This is a genomic window from Caballeronia glathei (genome assembly GCF_000698595.1).
In the GTDB taxonomy this organism is placed as follows: Bacteria; Pseudomonadota; Gammaproteobacteria; order Burkholderiales; family Burkholderiaceae; genus Caballeronia; species Caballeronia glathei.
Map to the genome: position 1 here is coordinate 1 of NZ_JFHC01000037.1, position 26,291 is coordinate 26,291.

A 26,291-nucleotide genomic window follows, 5' to 3' on the forward strand; every position below is an offset into this window, starting at 1 on the left:
GTTTCGGTAGCGGACGTCGATCGACGACCACCGGTCGAAGCATGCCCCGCGGCGATTCGCGACCCCAGCACGAAGGACGGCTCGTTGCGATGGTGGACAGCGAAACCGACGATCCGCCGGCAGTCGAGATCAGCCCGCGATTCGTGTTCTCGCGTTCGACGCACTATTGGCGATTCCACCTTCGACGAGTGATCATGTTGCCGCGCCTGACACCGCTCAGGCCGGGACGGGTTTGAACGAATAATGTTCGATCGCCGGGCCCCGCGCGACAATGACCGTGCTCTCCGGAATTTCTTCCCATGCGCCCTGCAGGTCGACGAGCGGCTCCGAGAGCACCATGAAGGCATCATCGCCCGCGGCCTTGATTCGCGGGTTCTCGGGATACAGTTCGCATAGTTGACGAATCGACGTGCTGTGAAAGAGTGACCGTGATGCGCCCTCGCTCGAATAACGCACCGCGACGATCTGCTCGCCATCCGTCGCGCACACGGTCATGTTCAACGGATGCTCGACGCCGTGTCGCCGGCCGGTTTCCTCCACCAGCGCGACCATCCGCTCCAGCGCCTGCACTGGCGCGCTCTCGAGTCCGAACGTCAGCGCGAGAAAGAACATCACTTCCGAATCGGTGGAACCTTCGACTGATGCGAACAGATCGGGATCGATCGCCAGCATCAGGTCTCGCCTGACCTTCGGATAATCCCGAATCAGACCGTTGTGCACGAAGAGCCAGCGCCCGTAGCGAAACGGGTGGCAGTTGGTTTCCTGTGCAGGGGTATCGGTCGCCGCGCGTATATGAGCGACAAAGAGCGGCGCTTTCACGGCACGCGCGGCTTCACGCAGATTGCGGTCGCTCCAGGCGGGATGCAGGCATCGATAGCGAAACGGGATATCGGTCGGATTTCCGTACCAGCCGATGCCGAATCCGTCGCCATTGGTCGTCGTCTGCCCGAGACGCGAGTGCAGGCTCTGATCGATCAGCGAGTGCTGCGCACCGAACAGCACCGTCTCGAGCTGAATGGGGTTTCCGGTATAAGCCAGCCAGCGACACATGAGCCACCTCCTGATATGCACGTTCGCCTGCGCTACGACGACGACCGCATGCCTGCCGCTTATTGCAAGGTTTGGCGAACTGCCAGCGTACCACGCGACACATCGACCAGGCGGCCTTCCCATCGGAATCGGCGGCCTTGCAAATGCATTTGTCTGCGGCACGGTGCACGCCCTCTTCTTTCAAACCTCCAGCGTTTCCATTCAACACACACGCTGTGGTCGCGGCGCCACCGTGGGATCGAACTCACACGTCGTCAACGCGGCGACATGCATGCAGGGTTGAGCCACGCCGCACTCAGGACAGGGATCGCGTACCGTATCTTCAGGGGAATCAGCCGTCGTAACCTCAATGCCGGGGCGCTCATGCATGCGCTGCGCGAAGCGGCGGCAATTGTCGGCTGAATATTTGCAGAACACGCATGCGCTCAATTCTCCTCCGCACATGATTTGGATCCGCCCGCCTGTACTGTGCGAGAGGTGGCGACTTCGCATCATCGGTATCCACGCCAATGGAAGTCGTCACACTCGCTCCGTCTGGCCGGGTGGCCAGTCGACGCGTACGACGAAACCGTGTCGGCGGGAACCAGGTCGTTGAGTTTCAGGGGCAACGAACTCAGCGCCGTTTGGCGCATAGACGGCGCTCGCCGTAGCTCCCGTCATCACTGGTCCGGGCAGCAACAGTTCAGCTCGTCAGGAACGTAGCGCCGATCGCTTTCACGTACGGTTCGCGCCCGTCACGCGGACGGTGTCGAGGCGCCTTACGCTGCGCGCAACGTCCCCTTGTACCGGCTGTACTCCTGCCCCCGGCTGTAGCTGCGATATAGCTCGCCGACCGTGCCTAAGGCGAAAGCCGGTTTTAGTTCGGCGCCCGGGAGCGCTTCTTGAATCCAGGCATAGGCGCTCATGCCTCGTTTGCCCGCGTGAACAGCTTCACACAGCGCGCCGATTGCCTTTTCGGGCGAGTAATCGGCCAGCGTGGTGAAACAATGCTCGAAGGGGTGCTGCTTCGAATCGGGTACTCGCAAGGCGGCCGACTTGTAGCTCACATTCTCTCCAACGCGACTAGACCTACACGCTTGTAGCAAAGTGATATGACAATCCTGCGTAGCCTCTCCTCTTGAAGTCATGAGGTTATTCGCAATGGGACATCGCAGCGCGTCCGGATTCCGCATGCCGACGACTTCCCCGACCCGTTGGCGTCGAGGCAGAGACGGCCGGTGCCTGCTGACAAGTTCGATGTCCCCTTGAACAAGGCGACGATTCAGAAGTTCATGGGGTGGAATATACGTGTTGACGAACGCGACCACGGCGTCGGAGTAAGCGGGCGCTACACAGGCGCAATCGGAAGGAGGAGCACTGCGAAACTCTTTGTACAGCCATGTACGCACGGGTGTGCAGTCACGTTCCGAGGTCCATGCAATAGATGCAACAGGTCCCTCGATTGCTCTGTGAATACCTCACGCCCCCAGCCAGTTCAGAATGAGTGGGTTATCGCGACTCGATGGCTTCGAGTTGCGCCTGCGCAATGGCGCCCGGGTTTCGGGACTGGTACGCGTCGAACAGCTGCGAGCATAACTGAGCAAGTGAAGCGAGGTCGACGGCCTGGTCTGCGTGTTCGACTTCTCCTGCATTGAGTACGTCATCGAGAACCGGAGCGAGACGGCGCAATCGCCGAAAGGTGGCGTCGTCAAGTTTCATCTTTGGACCTCCTGTCGTCAGCCTGAAGAGCGCGTCCTGAAGGGACCCGCACCAGTGCTTTGGCTACACCCGGCCAGTCTCGCCAGTCCGGCCTGCTCGCCAGGGCACAACGAAGTTTTAACGGTCCCGCCTTTGAGGGACGTATCAGATCGGGGCCCGTCCAGGTAGAGCCGGCGCTCGCATCCCGCGGTTCGCGGTTCGCGGCTCGAACGCCGAAAAGAGTGACGGATTGCCCGCTTGGGCGCCGCCCACTCCGCATGTTCAAGCCCGTCGCATTCTTTGGACGGCGCGTGGCATTCGTGGTGCGGCCCCGGGGCCCACCATTGCAACCCATGGTCTGCCTCACATCCTAAACCATCAGTTGAGAGGATGAATTACGGCAGTTACATCGTACCGTCACCGCACTGCACAATAAATCTGAGAAACCACATGAGATTTAGACTGCGATTGCCAGCAACGCATGGTATCGACAGCATCAGACGATGCGGCCACCGCGAACGATATCATCGCCAGATGACAACCAGCATAGCTCAATTTGTGCGTCGCACAAATGCATAATGGTTGTCAAAGCGCCGGGGGAGGGTTTACGCTTGGACGACTTCCCCACGAGACGACTATGGGCACGCCTGCTCTTCTGGACCGCTATGAACTGCTTGCCGCGTGGCATCGCCTCATTCCGCAGGCAGAACTTGCCGGGCGCGACCCATACGAGCTGGACGAACTCGGCGAAACGATACTGAATCCCTTCCCGTCAGCCAGACGCCAGATAGTGCTCACAGACGTCTACTGTCACCTGACCGAACATATCGGTCACCTTGCCGCCATGTCGGTGGCCGTTACGACCCCTTCATTTGGCATCAGGGTCCCGGATGTCGTATGGATGCCGTGCGACAGGTGGGAAAGTTTCGACCGCGACGACCCGGTGCCGTTCGTGCCCGACCTTTGCGTCGAGGTGCTGCTCGATAGCGACAGGATGCAGGACATCCACCGGAGGATCCTTGCGTATCTGGAAGGCGGCGCCCGCGAGGTGATCGTCGTCGGCCAGCGCGGGCAGGTCGAATATTGGGGAGCTCAGGGCCAGCGGCAAGCTTCGATGTTCGGGATAACGCTCTCGCTTGATCGCATGTACTTCGAAGAAGGCGGCGTCGCCGGACCAGCCTGAGTACGGGCTCAGGCGGCGAGGGGCCGCCCAAGAACGATACCGCCATGCTGTCATTCGCCGAGGCGTCCAGTGTATTGCCTCGACAGGCAAGTCCTTGAATACCCTGAAGCAGCGCGACGTGTGACGACGCGCATCACATATCACAACGCAGAACGATCAATGCGGGCGCACGACCGACTGGCTGCGCCAATAGTCGAAAAGCGTTTCCGGACTGTTGACCCCGCCGCCCGCACCACTCCTGTTCACACCGCCATACGGTACGCCGTGCGGAAACACGTTGTGCGCGTTGATCCAGCTGTTGCCCGCCACCATGCATTCCGCGACGCGCGACGCGCGCTTCAGATCAGCGCTCCACACGCTGTTGGCGAGGCCATAATCGGTCGCGTTCGCCATGTCGACGGCCTGCCGCTCATCCTTGAACGGCGCGAGGTAGGCAACCGGACCGAAGATTTCCTCGCGGGCGGCGATGTTGGAAAGACTGCCCGCCATGAGAGCCGGCTTGACGTAGAAGCCGCCGCGGCCGGGCAGATCGAGCGCGCCGCCCGGCAGCAGCATGCGCGCGCCCTCCTCGCGGCCGCGCTCGAGGTAGCCAAGCACGCGAGCCTTTTGCTTTGCATTCACGACCGGCCCCATCTGCGATGCGCTGTCCATCTGATAGCCGACCGTGATCTGCTCCAGACAAGTCACGCTCGCGCTCACGAAGCGGTCGTAGATCCTCTCGTGCACCAGCCAGCGGGTCGCATCGCAGCAGACCTGTCCCGCGTGCGTCGTGATCGCGACGGCCAGCCGGCGAGCCGTCTCCTCGACATCGACGTCGTCGAACACCACCGCGGCACCCTTGCCACCCAGCTCCAGCTTGCACGGCGTGAGATTGTTGCCGCACGCGGCGCCGACGAGGCGTCCGACTTCCGGCGAGCCCGTAAATGAAAAGCGCTTGAGGCCGGGGTGCGCCGCCAGCGCCGCGCCTGCGCTCGGGCCGGTGCCGGTGACGACGTTGATGACGCCGTCGGGAAAGCCGATCTCGCGCGCGATGTGTGCCAGATAGAGCGCCGACAGCGGCGTGTCCTCTGCTGGCTTGATCACGACCGTGTTGCCCGCGGCAAGCGCCGGCGACACGCCCCATCCGATCAGGAGGAACGGGAAGTTCCAGGGAAAGATGAAGCCGCACGGACCCCATGCGTGCCGCATCGTCCAGGCGTCATGCCCGGACACCGGCAATGCGGTGCGCCGCTGCACGTGCAATGCCATGTTGTTGAAGTAGCGCAGCGTGTCGACGCAAACCTGCACATCGTTCTGCGCCTGCGACACGACCTTGCCCGCATCCAGCGCCTCGATCTGCGCGATGATCGGCTTGCGCCGTTCGATCGCATCGGCGAGCCGATGGATCAGCACGGCGCGCTCGTTGGCGTGCAGCGCCGACCATGCCGGAAATGCCTTTGCCGCTGCCTGCACGGCAAGGTCGATATCCGGCGCCTGCATCGACACGACGTGAGCCAGGTGTTCGCCCGTGCCGGGGTCGAGCGTTGCGAAGGTGCCGCCATCGAGGGCATCGGTATCGCGGCCGCCGACCACGGCCTTCAAGGGCGAAGCAGCCAGGAAGTCGACTACTTCCGGAAGCAGGTTGAGGGGAGTCGATGCGTTCATGAATCTCTCGTTGAAGAAGGGAAAGGATGGCGGCCGCTGCCCCGGCGGCGCAGTCAGACGAAGGTGAGCTGCACGGAGCCGAACCCCGCGAAACTGCCGGCGACGGACTCGCCCGCCCTGACGCGGGTCAGGCCGGTGAACGTGCCGGTGGTGACGAACTGCCCTGCTCGCACGCCGTCGATCGCGCGAAAGTTGTTCACGAGCGCGACGACGGGGAGCATCGGATCGACCGTCGGATGGCCCCCCACTCTCCTCACGATCACCTCGCCTTCAACGGCGAGCGACACCTCGAGCGCCGACAGATCCAGCCCGCGCCAGTCACGCGGGCCGCTGCCCGCGACGAACGCTCCATTCGACACGCAGTCGGCCATACGGTGCAGCACGGGCGTGTCCGCGTAGCGCCTGAAACGCGAATCCACGACTTCGATGGCTGCGAACGGCGTGACCGCGCCGGCGATCTCGGCGGCGTCATAGGGGCGCGCTCTCGCCGGCAGATCGTGATCAAACCGGAAGGCGATTTCGACCTCGACCGCGAGCATCGGAACGAGCGCCGCGGGCACGCACGCGGGACTGTCAAAGACTCTCGACGCGAGCACCACGCCGCGCACGAACTCGCCGTCAGGCGACGTGGTGACTTTCCACCCGGAGACGCTCTCGCCGAGCAGCGCGACGGTCGCGTCCTGTATGGCGTGCGCGTCGGCGACGGTGACTGGCCGCAGATCGGCATCCAGTTCCTCGATCAGATCACCGCCCGTTCGCGCGCCGATCAGTCGCCGCGCCGCTCTCTGGATCGTATCCGGACTCATCGATATTCCCCGGTTGGCGGTACGCAACCGCCCGTCTGAATACATGCGCATGACGCCCTACCGGGTCATGGTGCGGATCGGCTTGCCGTCGAGGTAAGCCAGCGTGTTTTCGATCTGCTGCGCGTGGAACACGGCGAGCACCTCCTGCGTGCTGTAGCCGAGGTGAGGTGTCAACACGGCGTTGCGGCAGTGCGCGAGCGGGTGATTCACGGGCAGCGGCTCTTCTCGAAAGACATCGAGTGCCGCCACGATGCGCTTCGCTTCCACCGCTTCGATCAACGCGGCTTCGTCCACCAGATTCGCCCGCGATGTATTGACCAGAATCGCACCCGGCTTCATCTTCGCGAGTTCGTCGCGTCCGATCAGGCCCAGCGTACGCTCCGAGAGCACCAGATGCAGGCTCACGACATCGGACGTTGCAAGCAGTTCGTCCTTCGGGACAAAGGCCGCACCGGCGGCCGCGGCGCGCTCCGCGGTCATGTTCTCGCTCCAGGCCTGCACGTGCATGCCGAGCGCGTTGCCGAACTTCGCGAGACGCGTGCCGATCTTGCCCAGGCCGATCACGCCGAGCGTCTTGCCGTCAAGCAGCATGCCGGGCTTCGTTCCTCGCTGAAACGCGCCCGAGCGCGCGGCCGCAGAAGCGGCGGGAATGTCCCGCGCGGCCGCGAGCATCAGCGCGAGTGCCAGTTCGGCCGTGGATTCGGCGCCGGGACCGGAATCGGTGAGGCACACGGTGATGCCGCGATCCCGCATGAACGCCATGTCGACGAGGGCGGCCCGCGACCCGGTGAGCCCGAACATGCGCAGGCGTGGCAGGCGCCGGATCAACGACGCGGGAAACGGCGTGCGCTCGCGCATCGCGAGGATGATGTCGAACGGCGCGAGCCTGTCGGCGGCCTCATCTTCGCCTGCGAACGGGGCGCCGAAGAATTCGAGTGTCGCGCGAGCACCTAGCCGCGACCAGTCCGCGCTGGCTCTCGCAGCATCCTGCCAGTCGTCCAGCACGGCGACCCGGCAGGATGTCGTGTCGATCGTGTCGATGCCTTGGCTCATCGCCTGTTCCTCTTGTCGAAAACATGGTGTGCACTCCGCGCCTGATGGCCGGGCCGCGTGGACTTCGTTGCCGCTCTTACGGTTCACGCAGGGTTCGGTCGAACATGTCCATGATGTCGTGCCAAACGGCCTCCGCCGCTTCGGGGTGGTAGTCGTTGCGGGCCGCGAAGCAGAAACCGTGGTGAGTGCCCGGCACGACCTCGACGTTGTGCGCGACGCCGGCGTCCTGCAGCGCCCGCCTGAACTCCGGCACGACGCCCGCTGGCACGGACGGGTCGACCTCCGCGAACGCCGCGTAGACCTCGCCCTTGATCCTGCCTGCGATCAGATGCGGCGAGTCCGGCTTGTCGGTGACCATGTTCACGCCGTATAGCGACGCCACGGCGGCCACCCGGCTCAGCCGCGCCGCGGCGCTCACCACGAACGGCCCGCTCATGCAGTGGCCGATCGCGCCCACGGGACCCGGGCTCACCTGGTCCTGCCCGTCGAGGAACGCGATCATCCCCGCGGTGTCATCGAACACATCCGCGTTGGTGAGGCTCGACATTGCGCCGCGAATCAGCACCGACATGGCCTCGTTGCGGCGCGGGACATCGAAGCGCAGCGTGCCGAGCCGGTAGTACAGGTCGGGCAGCAGGCAGTAGTAGCCGTGCTTCGCGATGCGCCGCGCCATGTTGCGCAACTCCTCGCGAATGCCGGGCGCGTCCATGAACAGGATCACGGCCGGATACGGGCCCGCTTCGGACGGGCAGGCGGTAAACGCCGGAAGGCTGCCGTACTTCGTCGGAATGACGACTTCGCTTTCGATCATGACTTCTCCTCCTGGAACGGGGTGCAGGCAGCGGGTTTCAGCTGTCGAGGAGCTTGCGCGCGCCGGCCACCAGCACTTCGTTGATCCACGCGTACTTCATGAAGCTCTCGCGCGTGCGCTTGCCCGATTCGGCAATGCGCCGCGTGGCATCGGCCACGGCCGCCTTCACCTCCGGATGCTCGGACTGCCCCGGATACCCCAGGTCCTGCGCGAGATCGAGCAGCCCGAAGCTCAGATAGTCGATGCCTTCGAGCGCCGCCAGATCGCCCGCGATCTCGAGCCCCGCGCGGCTTTCGATCATCAGGCAGATCGAGGCGGTCGAGTTGCACGCCTGCATGTAGGCGGTGCGGTCCGCGATGCGCTGCCCGTATTCCGGGCGCCCCGCGCCGAACGAGCGATTGCCGAGCGGCGCGAAATAGGTCGCGCTGATCACGCGTTGCGCCGCGTCCACCGACTCGATATGCGGCGCGACGATACCCTTCACGCCGCGATCCATGAACCGGGTGATGGTGGCAACCGAGATGTCCGGAACGCGCGCGATGGGCGTGAGTCCGTGGCGTTCCGACGCGATGCATGCCGCTTCGACATCGCGCCAGTCGAAGCAGCCGTGTTCGCCGTCGATGTAGATGAACTGGAGATCGGCGGCGCTCATCACTTCGATGATCGTCGGCGCTGCGAAAGTCAGGTGCACCCCGCGGATTTGCTGCCCGGACGCCGCGGCGTTCTTTACATGGTTCATTGTTCGGTTCCCGATAGGGTGGTGGTCAAACTGGCGTCGCTCTGGCTATCTGCACGAGCTTGGGAGGAAACTGGTCGGTGAGCTTGTCCACGAGCGGCGTGCAGACCTGCCGGAACGTCTCGATGTCGACGTTCAGGTTGACCTGCATCCCCTGCTTGCGCAGGAATTCGTATGCGTCGACTTCCTCCTTCTGCGTATGCGCGCGCAGGAAGTTGTCCGCATCGCTTGCGGCTGCCATGAAGGTCGTCTTTTCGGCGGGGCTCAGTCCGTCGAAAAACTTCGGGTTGGTCACCGAATAGCCGGTCGTGAGCACGTGGTCCGTTCTCGCGATGTATTTCTGAACCTCGTAGTACTTGTTCGACTTCACGACGGTCGGCGGCGTCTCCTGCCCATCCGCCACGCCCTGGCGCAACGCCAGATACAGTTCGCTCAGATCGACGGCGGCGGTGGTCGCCCCCATCGCCTGCACCATCGCGATATATGCCTTCGAGATCGGCACGCGCATCTTCAGCCCCTGCATGTCCTTGACCGAGCTGATCTGGCGCTTGCTGTTCGTGATGCACCGAAAGCCGAGATCGGTCCAGCCGATCAGCACGAAACCCTTGTCGCGGGCGCGCGCGCGCAGCTCGTCGCCGAAGGTGCCCGCGAACGCGCGGTAAGCCTGCGCACGCGTCTTCCACAGATACGGCGCGTCGGTGATCGACACTTCCGGCACCCAGTTGGTCAGCCCCACGCCGATCACGCCGACTTCGAGCGCGCCGCTTCGCACCGCCTGGCCGATGTCGCGCTCATTGCCCATTTGCGCATTGGGGTAGATCTGCACCTGGATCGCTCCGTTGCTCTTCGCTTCGATGGACTTCTTGAAACTCTCCGACCAGACGTTCCAGCCGTGCGCGGCCGGCGCGGTATGCGCGAGCCGGATGCGCCGCACCGGCGTCTGGGCGAGCACACGGGTGCCCGCGAACGGCAGCAGCGAGGCGGCGAGCGCGGAACCCGCGGCCGCGCGCATCAACGTGCGCCGTGTCGTGTCCGGCTGGCTTTCTCGAATTGGTTTGCCTTCGTGATTCACAGTCTTGTCTCCTTGCTTGCGCCCATCCTGGGTCGAGGTGGCCGCTTTCTCGTGTTGAAATCGCCTGTCAGGTCTTGAAGCCGAGCAGATTCGGCAGGAACGACGTGAGCCCCGGCACGTAGACCACGACGACCAGCCCGACGAGCAGCACCAGCAGATAGCAGAGCATCGGCTTCATCGCGCGTTCCACTTTCGCGCCGCAGATCGCGCAGGCCACGTACAGCGCAATGCCGATGGGCGGCAGGATCACGCCGATGCCGAAGGACTCCGCCATCACGATCCCGTAGTGCAACGGATTGATGCCGAGCTGGATCGCCACCGGCAACAGCAGCGGAGCGATGATGATGATGGTCACGAAGCTCTCGAGCAGCGAACCGAGCAGCACGGTAATGATCACGACCGCCGGCAGGAACGTAGCCGCCCCGAAGCTCGCGACCGTATTGGCGATGGCCGTCGTGACACCTTCGAGCGTGAGCGCCCAGGAAAATATGGTGGCTGCGCTCACGGTGAAAAAGATCATGCCGTTGAGCAGCGAAGCCTGGCCCAGCGTCTCCCAGAAGTTCTGCCGGTTGATCTTCTTGCCGCCCAGCCCGAGCGCCAGCGCATAGATCACGGCGAAGGTCGACACTTCCGTCGGCGTGCCGAAGCCGCCCGCGATTCCGCCGATGAGGATGACCGGCATCATCAGCGGAAGGATTGCGCGCTTGCCGGCGGCCCGCACCTCGGCGCGCGTGGCACGCGGCGTGGGCGCCCAGCCTGCGAACGATGCACGCACGCGCACGAGAATCATCAGACAGATCGCGAGCGTCGCCGCGGGAATCAGGCCGGCCACGAACAGGGCCCCGGTCGATATCGACGTGGCCGAACCCATCAGGATGAGCGCGATGCTAGGCGGCACCGACTCCGACATCGCCGCGGAAGAAGCGAGCAGCGCCGCCCGCTCTTCGGCCGCGTAGCCGTGCTGCTGCAGCTTCTTGTTCATCGGCAGGCCGACCATCGCCATGTCGGCGGCCTTGGAGCCCGAGATGCAGGACGAGATATACACGCCGATGATCATCACCTGAAACAGCCCGCCCTTCTTGTGCCCGATCAGGCTGCCGACGAACTCCACGATGCGCAGCCCGACATCCGCACGGTCCATGATGAAGCCGGCGAGGATGAAGAACGGCAACGCGAGATAGATGAAGCCGCCCGAACCGCGCTGCGCATTCGCGACCGCCGACATCATGTCGGCCGAACCGATCGCCTGCACGCAGACAATGCCGATTACCGCGAGCACGAATCCCACCGGCACGCCGATCGCGATCAGGCCAAGGAACAGGACGAGCAGCAGCACGTAGAGAACTGGCGCGTGGAGGCCCAGGTAGGTCTTGAAGAGCAGGAACAGCAGCGTCGGCACCCAGACGATCGCGGTGGCGGCCAGCTTCGCGAGGTTGGGCCGCTTGAGCATCGAGAGGCTCGCATGTATCACGAATAGCGCCGAGCCGAAGGTGATGGGCAGGGTCATCCACGCGTACGGGATGCCGAGGAGGACGGTGGTTTCGTCGGCATTCGAGATCAGCAGCGGAATCGAATAGCCGCCGATGAGCAACGAGACGATGATGACGATCCATTCCGCCGCGCCCTGCAGGATCTCCTGCCAGACCCTGGGCGTCCGGTCGACCACCAGCATGATGGACAGGAACTGCCCGCGGCTGTAGGCCACCGCACCGCCCAGAAAGGCCGCCGTGACAAGGAAGAGCGGCGAGAGTTCGTCGACCCCCATCAACGCGGACGAGTGAAACCAGGAGCGCGCGATCGTGCTCGTGAAGATCAGGATGACCTGCATCACCAGCATGAGGTTGAGCGCGGTGAGGACGACGCGGTCCGCCGCCCTCACCCAGGCGGGCGTGCCGGCGCGGCACGATCCGGTCATCGGGCCGTGGATTTGCGTGTTTGCGGGTTGCATGCGCCGCCCCTACCCGACGTGCGGCGTGGCGCCGCGAAGTCCGGACAGCCGGATCGATTCCGCGCGAGGGCGGGAACGGTCCAAAGGCTCGCCCGGCGCCGGCATGACGGCGCCCACTGCCCGCGCGGGGCTGCCCGCAAGGGTCGCGATTCGGTTAGTGTTCAGCATTTCGTTGTCTCCTGCATGTTTCGGAGAGCCTCTTCGCCGGCTTCCTTGTTCTCATGTCCACGATAGTAATCGCGGCGCTTCACAAGGAAAAATCGATTGTTCGGTGGGGTAATAATCAAAATTTTCTATGATGAACGTCACGCTTGATCAACTGAAGGCATTTGAACGGGTCGTGCGGCTGGGCAGTTTCCACGCGGCCGCGCTCGACCTGCACCTGACGCAGCCAAGCGTGTCGGCGCGGGTGAAGGAGCTGGAGACGGCGCTGAACGTGCAGTTGTTCGTGCGGCAGGGACCGCGCATCCGGCTGACGGCGGAGGGTCACGCGCTGATCGAATTCGCCGACCGCACGCTCAATGCGGCGAGCGATCTGGTCGAGCGCTTCCGCACGCGCGACCCGCTGATGGGCGTGCTGCGGCTCGGCCTGAACGAGAGCTTCGCGCTGATATCCGCGACGGACCTGATCGAGCGGATCGAGCGCCTCTATCCGGGGATCAGGACGTCCCTGTTCGTGGGCGACACCGGAACCGTGAGCCGGATGCTCAACGAGCAGGCGCTCGACGTGGCGATCGTCTCCGAAGCACGCGTCGAGGGACACGTGAAGCAGGAGTACATCGGCAGGAATCGCCTCGGATGGTTCGTCCATGCCGGCTTTCCGAAGACACGCGAACTCCTGTCACCGTCCGATCTGGCGCCGCTGCATCTGATCATCAGTCCGCCGACCGCCAAGCTGCACGCGACGGTCATGAAGTGGTTCGCGGACGCGCGCGTCACGCCGGAGCGCGTGAGCACGTGCAACAGCCTGTCGGTCACCGTGCAGGCGGTGGTGAAGGGGCTCGGCGTCGCGCTGGTGCCGATACGGATCATTCAGGCAGAGGTCGAAGCCAAGCGGGTCAAGCAATTGCCGGTCGCGCCGGAGGTCCCCGCGCACAGCGTCTCCATTTGCTATCAGGCGAGCGAGTTCGGTCCGGGATTGAACACGCTCGTCGACCTGATCCGCGAACTGATCGCGCATCATCAATTGTTCTGAGCAGGATGCCGTGATCGCGAAGTCGGCGGGTCTTGGCCGACGCTCAACCTGCCCGGCCGAACCGCGCGATGGTGAACGGGGGCTGGTCCGTCTCTTTGCGATGGAACCGACTCGTCATGCGCTCGCGCTCTCACCAGGCTTTTCCCGCCCGACATTTCATATTTGTAATCTTATTGATCGCCCAGCGCAAAGTGCGCGGACCATAATCCGGAGCATGATCTGCACTAATCAAGCGGAGTACGGTCCGCGGCTTGCATGACACCCGCTTGTTCTCTGCAGATCTTCATGCCGGAGACGTTGTCCCCGTGATTGCCGTGAATTATTGGAGCTGGGTATCGATATGACCACCGCGAGAAAACTTGAACTCGTTCATCTCACCACCTGCTTTGATGTCGATTTCGAACTCTATGTTTCGCGACTCGAGAAGTTGCTGGGCAGGTTCGATAGCACCGTCATGTCTGACCTCAAGGATCCGCTTGACGCGGTCAGACGCATTGAAGACATGAGGGGCGCGCATGATCTGATGCTGTTCGGAATGCAGAACCATGGCGCACTATTTGCGATCGATGGCGTCCATCGCAACGCGATACGCTTTCACATAGGCAACCCTTTGATTGCACATGAAATGGCACGCGAGGACATTCGGGCGGGCCTGTATGCGCCTCTCACCGTCCTCGTCTACCAATATGAAAAGGGAGTTCGAATTGACTATGACAAACCTTCAAGTCAGTTCGCCCAATTCGAAAACCAGAAAATCGATGAGGTCGCGCAAGCGCTTGATCTGAAGCTGCGGGAATTGCTGGAAGATGCGGCACGCACTCCATGAGGTGAATGTCAAAACCCGCCATCCACGTGTGATCGTCAGCCTATAGCTTCCTGGATGATGGGTGAACTGCCTTCATCGCCTCGTAGCGCTGCACCGATGCGTCAATGCCCAAGGGCATATCTCCTTCACGAGCCTATCGCACGAACTCATGGATCCATGCGTAGTTTCAGTGTCCACGCACCGGCCATGGACTGCGCCTCACGCCGTTGTTGAAGACGCGTGCGGCCACTAGCAGAACACAAACACCGGCTCCGGCAGGCAAGAACAGAAATCCGCTTCGGATATTTTCGCAAGTTCGCTCCACCGGTGTATGCCAACCAAACGCAGCCTTCCGAGGTCCGATCGCGCGCGGAGGCTCCGCGCGAAACGTTGTGAAGCCACGCACTGCCGCGTGGCAGTCAGCGTTCTATCCTGTCGTCGAACTTGACGTCCTCGATCACGCCACCCTTGATGACGCGTTCGCGTGCCTGCTCGCGCATCTGCTTGCGCAGTTCGCGCGTCTTCCACCAAACGTAGCCCCCTATGAATAGCGCGCCCGTCAAAACCACTGCCAGCATCACCAGCGAAACCATCACCGCCGCGACCAGCAGCGCAGCGCCTCCCGCAAACGCCAGGATCTTGCCTGGCAAGCCCGTTGCACCCGAACGAAAGTTCGCGTTATTCCGGTTGAGCCTCCATTGCCGCTTCTCGAATCGCATCTCATCCCCTACCGCAGTTTCCGGCGCAAGCCGGTGTCTTGTCCTTCGTCAGTATTAGTCCGTGCCGCGCCGGTCTAGTTCGACTGAATATGCGTGCCAGAGTGGACGGCGAGCAGTACGGGCTAACCGCAGCATCATCCATGTCTGGTCGATTCAGCGCGCGGAATATGCACGACGGCGCGATGCAGTTCTTCAGCAACCGTGCGAACCCGTGATCAACTATGCCCTTTGCATGGTGCCAGATCATTAAGGATCGTCGGGCCGCTTTTCGAAAGTATGCGACCCGCGATCGTCGAGTATGAACCCTCTGAAGGATTGCGCCGGACCAACGCGCAGGAAGCGATGCCACGACGCCGCGCGCCCCGCCTCGCAACACCCACCTTCAGAAATTGGTGTTGGGGTGCTGCACGCGCAGCCGCAGGGTCGGCCGATAAGAGATGCGGCGGGCAGCGGCACCTGTCCTGGCGGGCGCGTCGATGATCGCTTCCCGCGGCTCTTCATCTGCCTCATGGGTGCGGGTGAAGCGCAGATGCGTGATATCCGTCGGGAAGAACATGCTCCACGTCCATTCGACGAAAACGCGCAGCTTGCGGCCGAGCGTCGGCATGCGCGCCAGATACAAGGCCCGCCACAGCAGCCACGCCGGCAAACCCGTGACATGAACGCCGTAGATCTGCGCGACGCCCTTCATGTGGCCGATGGTCGCCATCGCTCCCTTCGTCGTGTAGGCAAACGCTTTGCCGGGCTGCTTCTGCAGCGTGCGCGCGACATTGGCCGCGAGCTGCCGTGCCTGCGCAATCGCGAACTGTGCGGTGGGCGGCGAGATGCTGTCGGTCGCCGCGTTCGTCACGCGCGCGCAATCACCGATGGCCCATAGGCCTTCAAGGCCCGGCACCGACATGTCCGCTTGCGTTCCGATACGTCCGCGCTGCACGGGGAGCGAGATGCTCTGCATGAGCTTCTGCACGAGCGGATTCGGCTTCGTGCCGATTGTGCAGATCACCGTGCCGCCGTCGATCGTCGTGCCGTCGAGCAGCGTGACGCCATCGGCGCGCACTTGCGCTGCGCGCGTCTTCAGGCGCACGTTGATGCCGCGTCCGCACATCAGCCGCGCGGCTTCGATGCCGAGCGACCCCGGCATCTCCGGCAGCAGCCGCTCGCCATCCTGCAGGATCGTGACGGCCAGCTCGTCGTCCTTTACCAGCTTGTAAAAGCGCCGGATGCTGTGGATGTAGTCAGCCAGTTCCCCCGCGACCTCGACGCCCGAGAACCCGCCGCCGATCACGATGAAGTGCCCGAGCCGGCGCCGTATTTCAGGGCACGTCTCCAGTTCGATCCGCGCAAGCTGGCGCAGGACGCGGTTGCGAATGAACATTGCATCGCCGACGAGCTTGAGCGGCAGCGAATGCTCGGCCATGCCCGGCACGAGGTCGAGATTCGCCCGCGTGCCGAAAGCGAGGATCAGATGCTCGAACGGAATCTCGCGGTTCCCCGCGAGCGTCCTGCCATGCACGACGCGACGCGCGTAGTCCACATCCGTGACGCTCGCCATGATGAATCGCGAGCGCGTCAGCATCTGGCGGATCGGCACGATGACCTGCTCGGGGAAGACCGATGCGCCGACCACTTCCGCGAGCATCGGGTTGAACGTCGTGTAGCTCTCCTCGCTCACGAGGATCACGCGGTACGGAGGCCGCACGAGTTTCTCGAGATGCCTCGCGAGGGTGGTGCCCGCGAATCCGCCGCCGATGATGACGATGTTTCTGTCCATGTCCGCTCCTCATAGTGGAGTGAGTCGTCCGCGCGGTTTACCCGCGGCCCAATGTGCGCCATACATGGCGGCCGAGAAGGTAGTCGAGCGAGAGCTTGCCTGGACCATGCAGCAGGATCACGAGAAGGAAGACGCCCCAGTACTGATGGTCCCTCAGCCCGACATCGCCGAGACCCGGATACGAGAGCACCGCGATGATGTTGAAGATGAAGAGGCCGAACGCCGCACCGCGCGTGCCGAGACCGAGCACGAGCAGCACCGGGAAACCCAGTTCGGCAGCGGTGCCCAGACAGGCGGCGAGCGTGGGAGACAGCAGCGGAACGGAGTATTCGCTGTGAAAGAGCCCAAGCGTGGTCGCCCAGCTTGCAATCTTGCTCAGGCCCGACTGGAAGAACACGAGGCCGATCATGATGCGGATGCCCAGATCGAGTACCGGAGTGAGCACTTGCAGCGCGCAGACGATGGCCTTGCCGGCGACGATCGCCTTGACCGGAACGAAGCCGGGCGAAGCCGACGCAATTCCGGACGGGTTGGATGACGACTTCATTTCTGTTCCCTCGACTCGTTAGGTGGTGACGGCACGCCGCACACGGGCGTGCCGCATCGGACGCCGGCAGACAGCGATGCCGCTTCAGCCGTGTGCAGCCTTGGCGGCGGGGCTCAGCACGCCGCTCTTGCCGCCGGGTTTCGCGTTCTCCGACAACTGCAAATGGCCGCCCGCGATCTTGTCGCAGGTTCCTTTCGGCACGAGCACCCATGCTTCGGCGTCGCGATCGGTCTTGACCGTCGCCGCGCATGAGCTCTTGCTCGTGCCGCAATCGTTCTTGCCGGCCTTCGCGATGCCCGCGCACTTTTCGAAGTCGGCGGCAAAAGCATGCGTGCTCGCGCCGACTGCGCCGATTGCGAGCAGGCTCGCCAGTGCGCCGCGGATGATGTGTTCGCTTTTCATGATCGGTTCTCCAGGAGGGTTGGGAGTCGGACAGACCGTTTGCCTGTCTCTGGGAAGCAGTGTGCGCAGCAGAACTCACGCGCTCATCCGCGATAAATCAAATTTCTGTCACGACGCCCGATTCGCGGCTTCGCCGGTTGGAACACCGTTTGGCACGGACTAGAATGGTTCAGGGGCGCCGGGTCGGGCGGCAGGCGTTCGGGGCCGCGGGGCCGCGTTCGTCGAGTTGCGTTTGCGCCGTCATGTGCGCGAAGAGGTGAAGCCATGTCACGCCAGGTTCTTGTGATCGAAGACGATGACGACATCGCGCAACTGGTCAAGCTGCAACTGGCCGGACTGTCGTGCGACGTGAGGGTGATCAACGACGGCCGTGCCGGGCTCGCTGAAGCACTCGCGCAGCCGTACGATCTGCTCGTGCTCGATCTGATGCTGCCGGGCGTCGACGGCCTGGAAATCTGCAGGCGCTTGCGCAGCGAACAGCGCTATACGCCGATCCTCATGCTCACTGCGCGCTCCACGGAACTGGACCGTGTACTCGGCCTTGAAATGGGCGCGGATGATTACCTGACCAAGCCGTTCAGCGTCCTCGAACTCGTCGCGCGGGTGAAGGCGTTGTTCCGGCTGGTGGACGTGCTCGTGAATCCGCCAGCGGACGCGCCGAAGGCGATCGAAGCGAAGGACCTCAGAATCGATATCGAAAAGCGCGAGGTGACGGTGCGCCGCGCGCCCATCTGCCTCACGGCGAAGGAGTTTCAGCTACTGCTGCATTTCGCGCAGAACCCGGGGCGCGTCTACAGCCGCAGCCAGCTGCTCGACCAGGTATGGGGCTACAGCCACAGCGGCTACGAGCATACGGTCAACTCCCATATCAACCGCTTGCGCGCGAAGATCGAGACCGATCCGAACGAGCCCGAATACATCCAGACCGTCTGGGGTGTCGGCTACAAGTTCCGCAACGCTTCGCGGGACTAAAGCGCTCATGCTCCGCACCCTCTACGGCAGGCTCGCGGTCTTGCTGATGACGGTGTTCATCGCGATTGGCGCGATGATGATTCTCGCGTCGCAGAAGATGGTCGAGACGCACCGGCTCCTCGAACTCGCGACGGACCTGATCATCGGCACGGTCGTATTCAGCCTTGTCGCCGCGCTGATCGTGTTCCGGTTCCTCACGGTCCGGTTGCGCATGTTGTCGGAGTCGATCGAAGCGTTTCGTGCGAGCGGCTTCACCACACCCGTTCCGCTCGAACTGCCCGGCAATCTCGACGACGAGATCTGTCGTCTGAGTGCGGCGTTCCAGGAGATGTCCGAACGCATCGCCATGCAGCTGCGCCAGCTCGAAGACGTCGACCGGCAGCGGCGCGAACTGCTCGCGAATGTCTCCCATGACCTGCGCACGCCGCTCGCGTCGATGCAGGGCTATCTCGAGACCTTGCTCATCAAGTCGGAAGAACTCTCTTCCGAGGAAAGGAACCGGTATCTGCAGGTCGCAGTGAAGCACTGCGAGCGGCTCGGCAAGCTGGTTCAGGATCTGTTCGAACTCACCAAGCTGGAAGCGCACGAGGTGAGTCCGCATATCGAAGTATTTCCGATAGCGGAACTGGCTCAGGACGTCGTTCAGAAATTCGCCTTGAAGGCTCAGAAGCGCCGGCTTGCGCTCGTGACGACGTGCGAGCCGGACTGCCCGCCGGTGCGCGCCGATATCGGCATGATCGAGCGGGTGCTCGAAAACCTGATCGAAAACGCGATGCGCTATACGCCGGAAGGCGGCGAGATCGGCGTCGAAGTCCGGCGAGCGGGGACGCGCGTCGAACTTCGCGTGCGCGACACCGGACGAGGCATCGACGGGGAGGAACTGCACAACATCTTCGACCGGTACTATCGGGTCGACCGGGCGGAGTTCGGCGCGACCGGCAACGCGGGGCTCGGGCTGGCGATCACCCGCCGCATCGTCGAACTGCATGGCGGGGACATCCAGGTTCAGAGTACGCCGGGGCTCGGCACGACGTTCATTGTGGATTTCGCGGTCGCGTGACGCGTGCCTCCACGCTCGCGCACGACATCACTGCGCTGCAAAGCCGACGATCGTTCCGTCGAGAATGTGCCGTTGAATCTGCGCCGCCAGCGGGAAATTCCCGTCGATGAGCATGGCACGCTCGCACGCCAAACCAACGGTTGTGCCCGCGCTAAGCGATTGCAGCATCGCAAATGCCGCCCGCTCGAGCGGCACGGCTTCGACCATGAAGCCGTGCCGCCGGATGAGCAGGAACTCGCCGCCGCTGTCGGCGTCGACTTCGCCGGGTTCGTCCGGCAAGGGCTGATTGACCGACCAGATGCGCGATACCGGGAACGCCGATGCGAGCAAACGGCAGGCGGGGTTCACCGTGCAGCGCAAAGCCCCGCAGTCGGCTTGCAGCACACTGGCGAGATGCTCGATCGCGAGCGGTGCGTGGTCGGCCGCGTGAAAGACCTCGTGCATTGCCCATTCGAGTCTCGCGGTGTCGGGTAGATAGGGCAGCGATGCGGCCGGGGCGAACTCCGCGAGAAAAGCCGCAAACGTACTGCCGAAGCGCTGCATGTCACCGCTCGTCGACGGGTGCTCGCGGATATAGCGATTCGCCGCGTGATGAAAGAACGCTTCTCCCACGAGCCGTTCGACCACCGGGAAGACGTCTTGCAACGCTTCGCGCAGGTTCGCGTACATGTTGTTCAGATACACGTTCAGGCCGTCGCCGGTTCCCTCGCCGCGGGGCGCCACGTAATGGGCGATGTGTGCCGCGTCCTGCTCGACGATAGCGGCGGCAAACCCGAGTTGCAGTTCACGCAGCGATGGCATGTCGGGCTCCGAGAATCGCAGCGGCCGTGGCGGCTTCATCGATGAGGACCGATAGCTCCGGGATATCCGTGTCCCATTCGATCAGCGTGGGCACCGCCCCGAAGCGCGCGACCGCGTGCCGGTAGAGCGTCCATACGGGGTCGGCAACCCGTTGCCCATGGGTGTCGATCAGCAGGTCGCCTGCGCGGTCGAAGCCCGCAAGATGGATTTCCTTGACCGCCTGGGCCGGCATGGCGTCGATATGGCGCACCGGGTCCAGTCCGTGGTTCACGGCGTTCACGTGGACGTTGTTGACATCGAGAAGAATGCCGCATCCCGTGCATGCCGCGAGCGCCGCGATGAACTCGTGCTCGGATATCGTGGAGTGGCGAAAGCGGATATAGCTCGACACATTCTCGATGAGGATTTGCCTGCCCAGGTAATCCTGTGCTTCATGAACATGCTCGCACACCACTGCCAGCGCTTCTTCCGTATAGGGCAGCGGCAGCAGGTCGTTCAGGAATCGCCCGGCAACGACGCCCCAGCTGAGATGCTCCGAAACCAGCCCCGGCTCGAAGCACTCCGCGAGTCTGCGCAGGCGCTTCAAGTGCTCGCGGTCGATGCGATCGGTCGTCCCGAGGCACAGTCCGACCCCATGCAGGCTGATCGGATAGGCGTCACGGATCTGCCGAAGGTAGTGCAAGGGCTGGCCACCGTCGCCGAAGTAGTTTTCGCTATGCACCTCCATCCATCCGATCGCAGGACGTTCCTCGAGAATCTGCCGGTAATGCGCCGCGCGCAGTCCGATTCCGACGTCATGAGGAATCGCAGCAGGCGCGGCGAATCGGCTATTCAGCGTTTGCATCAGAGATCACCGTCGCAAGGTTGCTTGCCAGCGTGTAATTTGGCGCATAAAAATCACAGAATCATCACGACGGTATGGCTTTCTTGCCGCATGAATCTCCTGCGTCCATCCGCCACCGTCCGGATGCATGGAACCGCGCACCAGTACGGATTGCACCCAGCACTGCCGGGACAAGCTCATTGCGCGTGTTCCCGCTTAGGATCGAAGCCATGACACTCAAGCAAAAGCTGCTTCTTCCCGTCGCCCTGTGCGGATTGCTCGTGATCGTCTATATCGCAGTGGGCTGGGTGCCCGGCGAGGGCCCTGCCGGGATGCGGCCCGGCATCGTGATTGTCGCCGCGCTGGGATTGCTTCTTGTGCTGGCGACCGCGAGCCTCGCCATCGACGCTCATGTGCGGCGTCCGTTGGCCATGCTTCTGCATGCAGCGCACGGAAGCAGCGAGCCGATGGCGGATGCGCCCGATGAGATCGGGCAGGTTGGCGCCGCACTCCGCGCGCTGAGGACGAGAGTCGACGATCTGGAGCGGGCGCTTAAACTCGCGGCGGACGAACGCAGGCAGATGGAAGTGACGCTACGTTCGAGCGAGGAACGCTACGCGCTCGCGATGCGTACCTGCGACGACGGGCTGTGGGAATGGAACCTCCAGACGCAGAATTTCATGCTGTCCGCGCGCTGGAAGAGCATGCTCGGATATGACGACGACGAGTTGGCCAATACGCGGCAGGCCTGGCTGCAATGCGTGCACCCCGCCGACGTTGCATCGGTCGAGGCAGCGTTGCTCCAGCATCTGGAAGGCGCGACGCCCCGCTACGAGCAGCAGTTGCGCCTTTTGCACAAGGACGGCCGCTACCGCTGGGTCAGTTCGATCGGCAGCGCGATTCGCCACGCGAGCGGCCGGCCATCGCGTTTCGTCGCACTCGATACCGATATCACACGCGTACGGAGAATCGAAAACATTCTCCAGCACATTGTTCAGGGAACGTCCGGCAAGAGTGGCGACGATTTTTTCCGCACGCTGGTGCGTCATTTCGCGGCGGCACTGGACGTCTCGTGTGCTTTCGTCACCGAATGCACCGGCTGGCCGCCGAAGAGCGTGCACACGCTCGCGTTCTGGTTCCAGGACGGCTTTCGCGAGAACTTCGAATTCGAACTTGCCGGCACACCCTGTGAGGCCGTCTTCAGTCTCAAGCGTCCCGCGTTTCATCCGCAGAATGTCGGCAAGCTGTTTCCGCGAGACGACAAATTCGAAAGCTATTACGGGCTTCCGATCTTCAACAGCGAGCGCCAGGTCATCGGGCACATGGCCTTCTTCGATGACAAGGAAATGAAGGAAGAAGACATCCTCATGGACTCCGTCTATTCCATCTTCACGGCGCGCGCCGCTGTCGAAATTGAGCGCAAGGCCGGGCTCGACCGCCTGACCCGAACCGATCTCACGGCCACCGGCCCCGCCGCGACTGCCCGCTAACCGTTTCGCCGCATCGCGCGTGCTCGAGATCAAATCGAAGTGTCCTGTGCTTCGGATGAGCGTCAGCCGCAGAAGCATCTCCCGTCCCGCGTCACGGAGCAGCCAGCGTACAGGTCGCGCGGCGACCAGCACGATGCAGGGTATCCATGAAGGCGGGAAACGTCGGCGAACGCCGACGCTGTTTGTTTTCGTCGCGCGCGGCGTGCCGGATGATGGCTATCCAGCTCCGCCTCTCGCACCGGACTGCGATCTCTATCGTGGTCCGGTGCATGCACGCCAGCCTTTTCTAACGAACGAGGCGGTCGATCTGCTTCTGGTCAAGGCCGTGCTCTTCATAGTGAGCTCGTGCCGCAGCCAGTTTGGTGAAGACGTCCTCGTATCCCGTGATCCTGTCACCATCCAGATAGATGTACCCTGCTACCGAATGAAACCAGGTGATCATCTCCTTGACGTCACCGGGCACCACCAGCGTATGGACTTCACCCGGCGGCTCCATGATGAACGAGCCTTCGGTGTACATCTCCTCGTGTTCCATATAGAACCAGCGGCCCTTGATCACGTGGGCATGCACCGCACCCAGGTGCCGGTGACACGAGAGCACACCCGATTTGCGCACTCGAAGAAGATTGACGTAGTAGCCTTGCGTCACGCCGAAGCACAGCGGCAGGAACTGGACGCCGTCGGCCTGCGTAACCCACATCCGCTCATCCACGTCATGCACGTTCTGGAAGAAGATGTCCGGACGCGCGTCGGCCGGCAATGGATCACGTGCGGCCCGAACACCCAGAGGATTATGGAAGTCTCTTGAAAATTGCGGCACAACTATCTCCTGAAATAGAACCTGGAACCGCTCGTGAAAACACGACACATCGGCCTCGATTTTTCTGTAAAGCATTGAGGAGCCAGAGTTGAATGTGCCTATGAGCGAATTGGTGGACTTCGAAAAGCCCGGTGAAATGATTGTGCGCGCCGAGTGGGCGAATCACCACCTCTGCCACGGAATAGCCACTGTGAATTTCGGTCACAGGCGGCAGGACCCGCCACCGTCAACATCGGATTTGAAGAAATGATTACGGCCGGCGACAGGGGTTCCTCCAAACGAGCCGTCTGAGGATCATCTTGCTTTCTTGACGTTTGTGTCATTATTCTGCCTTCACCCAAAGCAAACCTGCGAACCGCACGCTCGATTGCACCGGCGCGAACGTCACCGTATGAGGCAACCGGTTCGCAAGCGTCGCAGCATCGCTATCGCGGACCGGCAGGCAGACACTTTCGGGCAGGAGACAGCCCATGGATAAATATGCAGAGATCGTTGCATTCGTCGCATCCGCGGAGCATGCGAGCTTTTCTGCTGCCGCGCGAACGCTCGAACTGACACCCTCCGCCGTCAGCAAGCTTGTCACACGACTGGAAAACCGGCTGCGCGTGCGTCTGTTCACGCGTCAGGCCAGAACCGTTTCCCTCACCGAGGAAGGCAACGCGTTCATGCACAGCGCACGCGGCGTCATCGAAGCAATGGCCGAAGCAGATTCGGTCGCGGAGTCTCTTCCAACGTCGGTGCGAGGCACCATTCGCGTACATACGATGTTCACGTTCGCGAAGCACCAGATTCTCCCGTGGCTGCCGGACTTCCTGGCGGAGCATCCGGACCTGACTGTCGAGTTTCACGTCGGCCCGCAATTCGTCGACATGTTCGACCAGGGCATCGATGTCGCCATCCACAGCGGGATTCTTCCCGACTCGTCCCGCGTTGCGAGGAAGATCGCGAGCAGCAGATGGATTGTGTGCGCATCGCCAGACTTTCTGACGCGGTATGGGCAACCGGCTACGCCCGAGGCGCTACGCAATCTGCCCTGTCTCGGCTTCAGCTTCAAGAGCGACTGGAACGTGTGGCCCTTTCAGCTCGATGACGGCACACTGGTCGGAATCGACGTGCGAGGCAAGGTCAATACTACGCAGGGCGAGTTGCTTCGCGACCTTGCCCTCAAAGGTGCGGGCGTGGTCCGGCTTGCCGAGTTTCACATCGCAGACGACCTGGCGTCGGGAAGACTTGTCGAGGTCTTGCCAGAGCATCAGGACCACACGAAGGAGCCGATATATGTCGTCTACCCTAGCCGGCGCAATCTAAGTCCTCGCGTCAGAGCCTTTTGCACCTGTCTGGAGACGCAGATCAGGACGATGCCCTGGAACGGTTGAGCAAGCCTGGCTGCCCCTTTCCAATTGCGATTCAATCAACCGAGGAGAATGTCGATGTACAACGAAAAGTTCATGGATCGCGCGCTCGCCTTGTCCGCCAGGGCCCTGACAGAACCCGGCACCGAGCCGTTTGGGGCGGTCGTCGTTCGAGACGGCGTGGCGGTCGGAGAGGGCTTCAATCATTCAGTCGCGAACTGGGACCCGACGTCGCATGGGGAGATCGAAGCGATCCGCGACGCCTGCCGCCGTCTCGGGACGGTCGATCTCAGCGGTTGCGATCTCTATACGTCGTGTGAACCTTGCGCGCTCTGCGTCGCGGCGATGAAGATATGCGGCATCGGCGGGCTTTACTACGGTGCCTCGCTGGTGCAGTCGAGCAAGGCGTTTGCCAACGTGTCGGGGGCCGACCGTCATCCGATCGACGTTGACGGTCTGCGCCTTGAAGCGGGTGGGACACTCGAAACGCGGTCCCAGCCGGCGGAGCAAAAGCGTGATGCAGAGGCGGTGCGCATACTGGAGGAATGGGCATCGTCGCGCAGTGCCTAGATGAATTCCTCGTTGCGTAAAGGATTGCCTCTTGGGCACTGCCGCCGTCACACGCCTTAAGCCTTAAAAAAATCGCCTAGCGCAATGGACACGGCTTTGGCGTCGTTCTCCGTCGGGATGTGCCCCGCTTGCGGAATTCGCACCAGTTTCGTGTTCGGCATCTCTGCCGCAAAACGCTCGGCATATTCGACGCGCTGATAAGGATCATCCTCGCCCCACACCAGCAGTTTCGGAGCCGCCGATGCGCGCAACGCGGACACGAGATCCACTGTATAGCGGCCGTCCGCCGCGCCGGCAAGCGCCATCCACGAGCGTGTCACACGTGCGTCGGTCCACGGATCGAGGTACTCCTCGACGAGTGCCTCGGACGCCGCGCTTTCCAGGAGGCCTTTGCGAATGGCCTGCCGCCGCGCGTTCAGGATATCGCCGGGCGAAGTTGCCGCAACGACCGCCGGATCGCGGTAGCGAGCCACGGCGGGCACCGGCCATGAGTCGTACATCACCGCATTGACCAGCGCAAGCTGTTCGATCTCGATTGTTCCTTTCACGAGCAGATGCTGCGCGATCCCGCCGCCGATATCGTGCCCCGCCAGCTTCACCGGTCCGGTGATGCCGAGCGCCCCGGCAAAGCGTTCGACCCAGGCCGCGAGTGCCGGAACCGTTCCCGTTTCGAGCGTGAGCTCCCCTGACGAACGGCCGAGACCCGGAAGATCGACCGCAACCGGGCGCAGGCCGCGCGCCGCGAGGTCCGCGAGCACCGGCTGCCACACACGGCTCCAATAGGTGCCGTGAAGCATCAGCACCACGGGGCCCGCGTCGCCCGCAGTCAGATAACTGGTGGCCACGCCATCCACTTCTATGAAATCTCTTCGCATTTGATCCACTCCTTCATATTGGCCGTTACGGCGCGACATCCCGGATCGCTTCAATAACTGCCATGATTGACACGTGTGTCAACAAAGTAGCACGGATTTTCAGATCGTG

General features: G+C 62.8%; 26 protein-coding genes. 8 read left to right on the forward strand and 18 right to left on the reverse strand.

The window, feature by feature from the left end:
* Positions 1-216: 216 nt before the first annotated feature.
* The 3 genes from BG61_RS21965 to BG61_RS21975 form a co-directional block, all read right to left on the reverse strand.
* Positions 217-1,050 carry a class II glutamine amidotransferase gene (locus tag BG61_RS21965; RefSeq protein ID WP_035928489.1) on the reverse strand — a complete coding sequence of 278 codons (834 nt, stop codon included), beginning with the start codon at positions 1,048-1,050 and terminating at the stop codon, positions 217-219.
* Positions 1,051-1,808: 758 nt separating this feature from the next.
* Positions 1,809-2,096: a hypothetical protein gene (locus BG61_RS21970; protein ID WP_035928492.1), complete on the reverse strand. Its 288-nt coding sequence runs from the start codon at positions 2,094-2,096 to the stop codon at positions 1,809-1,811.
* Between the two features lie 442 nt (positions 2,097-2,538).
* Positions 2,539-2,748, reverse strand: a complete 210-nt coding sequence (locus BG61_RS21975; RefSeq protein ID WP_035928495.1) for a hypothetical protein — start codon at positions 2,746-2,748, stop codon at positions 2,539-2,541.
* Positions 2,749-3,364: 616 nt separating this feature from the next.
* Here BG61_RS21975 and BG61_RS21980 point away from each other — a divergent pair.
* On the forward strand, positions 3,365-3,910 hold the full coding sequence (locus BG61_RS21980; protein ID WP_035928497.1) for a Uma2 family endonuclease: 546 nt from the start codon (positions 3,365-3,367) through the stop codon (positions 3,908-3,910).
* A 156-nt stretch (positions 3,911-4,066) separates the two neighbouring features.
* Here the strand turns inward: BG61_RS21980 and BG61_RS21985 are convergent, their stop codons facing one another.
* The 7 genes from BG61_RS21985 to BG61_RS22015 form a co-directional block, all read right to left on the reverse strand.
* On the reverse strand, positions 4,067-5,554 hold the full coding sequence (locus BG61_RS21985) for an aldehyde dehydrogenase family protein (protein WP_035928500.1): 1,488 nt from the start codon (positions 5,552-5,554) through the stop codon (positions 4,067-4,069).
* Positions 5,555-5,607: 53 nt separating this feature from the next.
* Entirely contained in the window at positions 5,608-6,360 is a 753-nt protein-coding gene (locus tag BG61_RS21990; protein WP_035928501.1) for a 2-keto-4-pentenoate hydratase, read from the reverse strand.
* A 57-nt stretch (positions 6,361-6,417) separates the two neighbouring features.
* Positions 6,418-7,413 (reverse strand): D-2-hydroxyacid dehydrogenase family protein, encoded by a 996-nt coding sequence (locus tag BG61_RS21995; protein WP_051672705.1) that lies wholly within the window; start codon positions 7,411-7,413, stop codon positions 6,418-6,420.
* A gap of 76 nt (positions 7,414-7,489) precedes the next feature.
* Positions 7,490-8,224, reverse strand: a complete 735-nt coding sequence (locus BG61_RS22000) for a dienelactone hydrolase family protein (protein ID WP_035928504.1) — start codon at positions 8,222-8,224, stop codon at positions 7,490-7,492.
* A gap of 37 nt (positions 8,225-8,261) precedes the next feature.
* Positions 8,262-8,963: an HpcH/HpaI aldolase family protein gene (locus tag BG61_RS22005; protein ID WP_035928506.1), complete on the reverse strand. Its 702-nt coding sequence runs from the start codon at positions 8,961-8,963 to the stop codon at positions 8,262-8,264.
* Positions 8,964-8,988: 25 nt separating this feature from the next.
* Positions 8,989-10,032 carry a TRAP transporter substrate-binding protein gene (locus tag BG61_RS22010; protein ID WP_129572085.1) on the reverse strand — a complete coding sequence of 348 codons (1,044 nt, stop codon included), beginning with the start codon at positions 10,030-10,032 and terminating at the stop codon, positions 8,989-8,991.
* A 67-nt stretch (positions 10,033-10,099) separates the two neighbouring features.
* A complete protein-coding gene (locus tag BG61_RS22015; protein WP_035928512.1) occupies positions 10,100-11,980 on the reverse strand; it encodes a TRAP transporter large permease in 1,881 nt (626 codons plus the stop codon).
* A 295-nt stretch (positions 11,981-12,275) separates the two neighbouring features.
* Here BG61_RS22015 and BG61_RS22020 point away from each other — a divergent pair, with 295 nt between their 5' ends.
* Positions 12,276-13,175, forward strand: coding sequence for a LysR family transcriptional regulator (locus BG61_RS22020; RefSeq protein ID WP_035928514.1), 900 nt, complete (start codon positions 12,276-12,278; stop codon positions 13,173-13,175).
* A gap of 340 nt (positions 13,176-13,515) precedes the next feature.
* The gene (locus BG61_RS22025; RefSeq protein WP_051672706.1) at positions 13,516-14,001 is read left to right on the forward strand and encodes a DUF302 domain-containing protein; all 486 of its coding nucleotides are present in this window, start codon (positions 13,516-13,518) and stop codon (positions 13,999-14,001) included.
* A 398-nt stretch (positions 14,002-14,399) separates the two neighbouring features.
* Here BG61_RS22025 and BG61_RS22030 read toward each other — a convergent pair whose 3' ends face one another.
* The 4 genes from BG61_RS22030 to BG61_RS22045 form a co-directional block, all read right to left on the reverse strand.
* Entirely contained in the window at positions 14,400-14,699 is a 300-nt protein-coding gene (locus BG61_RS22030; RefSeq protein ID WP_035928517.1) for a hypothetical protein, read from the reverse strand.
* A 382-nt stretch (positions 14,700-15,081) separates the two neighbouring features.
* A complete protein-coding gene (locus tag BG61_RS22035; protein WP_035928519.1) occupies positions 15,082-16,470 on the reverse strand; it encodes an NAD(P)/FAD-dependent oxidoreductase in 1,389 nt (462 codons plus the stop codon).
* Between the two features lie 37 nt (positions 16,471-16,507).
* Positions 16,508-17,017 (reverse strand): DoxX family protein, encoded by a 510-nt coding sequence (locus BG61_RS22040; protein ID WP_081868150.1) that lies wholly within the window; start codon positions 17,015-17,017, stop codon positions 16,508-16,510.
* Between the two features lie 84 nt (positions 17,018-17,101).
* A complete protein-coding gene (locus BG61_RS22045; protein WP_035928522.1) occupies positions 17,102-17,419 on the reverse strand; it encodes a BufA1 family periplasmic bufferin-type metallophore in 318 nt (105 codons plus the stop codon).
* 264 nt (positions 17,420-17,683) lie between these two features.
* Here BG61_RS22045 and BG61_RS22050 point away from each other — a divergent pair, with 264 nt between their 5' ends.
* Positions 17,684-18,391 (forward strand): response regulator transcription factor, encoded by a 708-nt coding sequence (locus BG61_RS22050; protein ID WP_035928525.1) that lies wholly within the window; start codon positions 17,684-17,686, stop codon positions 18,389-18,391.
* A 7-nt stretch (positions 18,392-18,398) separates the two neighbouring features.
* Positions 18,399-19,451, forward strand: coding sequence for a sensor histidine kinase (locus tag BG61_RS22055; RefSeq protein WP_035928528.1), 1,053 nt, complete (start codon positions 18,399-18,401; stop codon positions 19,449-19,451).
* A gap of 27 nt (positions 19,452-19,478) precedes the next feature.
* On the opposite strand, the gene BG61_RS22060 is transcribed toward BG61_RS22055, so the two are convergent.
* Together BG61_RS22060 and bufB are read right to left on the reverse strand one after the other, a co-directional pair.
* Positions 19,479-20,252: an HvfC/BufC N-terminal domain-containing protein gene (locus BG61_RS22060; protein WP_035928531.1), complete on the reverse strand. Its 774-nt coding sequence runs from the start codon at positions 20,250-20,252 to the stop codon at positions 19,479-19,481.
* A complete protein-coding gene (gene bufB, locus BG61_RS22065; RefSeq protein ID WP_035928534.1) occupies positions 20,236-21,096 on the reverse strand; it encodes an MNIO family bufferin maturase in 861 nt (286 codons plus the stop codon). Before bufB ends, BG61_RS22060 begins: the two co-directional genes overlap by 17 nt.
* A 209-nt stretch (positions 21,097-21,305) precedes the next feature.
* Between bufB and BG61_RS22070 the strand changes: the two genes are divergently transcribed.
* On the forward strand, positions 21,306-22,565 hold the full coding sequence (locus BG61_RS22070; protein WP_035928538.1) for a PAS domain-containing protein: 1,260 nt from the start codon (positions 21,306-21,308) through the stop codon (positions 22,563-22,565).
* A 286-nt stretch (positions 22,566-22,851) separates the two neighbouring features.
* Here the strand turns inward: BG61_RS22070 and BG61_RS22075 are convergent, their stop codons facing one another.
* Positions 22,852-23,460, reverse strand: a complete 609-nt coding sequence (locus BG61_RS22075; RefSeq protein ID WP_081868151.1) for a 2,4'-dihydroxyacetophenone dioxygenase family protein — start codon at positions 23,458-23,460, stop codon at positions 22,852-22,854.
* 395 nt (positions 23,461-23,855) lie between these two features.
* Here BG61_RS22075 and BG61_RS22080 point away from each other — a divergent pair, with 395 nt between their 5' ends.
* Both BG61_RS22080 and BG61_RS22085 read left to right on the forward strand, forming a co-directional pair.
* A complete protein-coding gene (locus BG61_RS22080) occupies positions 23,856-24,761 on the forward strand; it encodes a LysR family transcriptional regulator (RefSeq protein ID WP_035928542.1) in 906 nt (301 codons plus the stop codon).
* Between the two features lie 54 nt (positions 24,762-24,815).
* The gene (locus BG61_RS22085; RefSeq protein WP_035928875.1) at positions 24,816-25,307 is read left to right on the forward strand and encodes a nucleoside deaminase; all 492 of its coding nucleotides are present in this window, start codon (positions 24,816-24,818) and stop codon (positions 25,305-25,307) included.
* A gap of 56 nt (positions 25,308-25,363) precedes the next feature.
* Here BG61_RS22085 and BG61_RS22090 read toward each other — a convergent pair whose 3' ends face one another.
* Positions 25,364-26,182, reverse strand: a complete 819-nt coding sequence (locus BG61_RS22090) for an alpha/beta fold hydrolase (RefSeq protein WP_035928545.1) — start codon at positions 26,180-26,182, stop codon at positions 25,364-25,366.
* Positions 26,183-26,291: the final 109 nt, after the last annotated feature.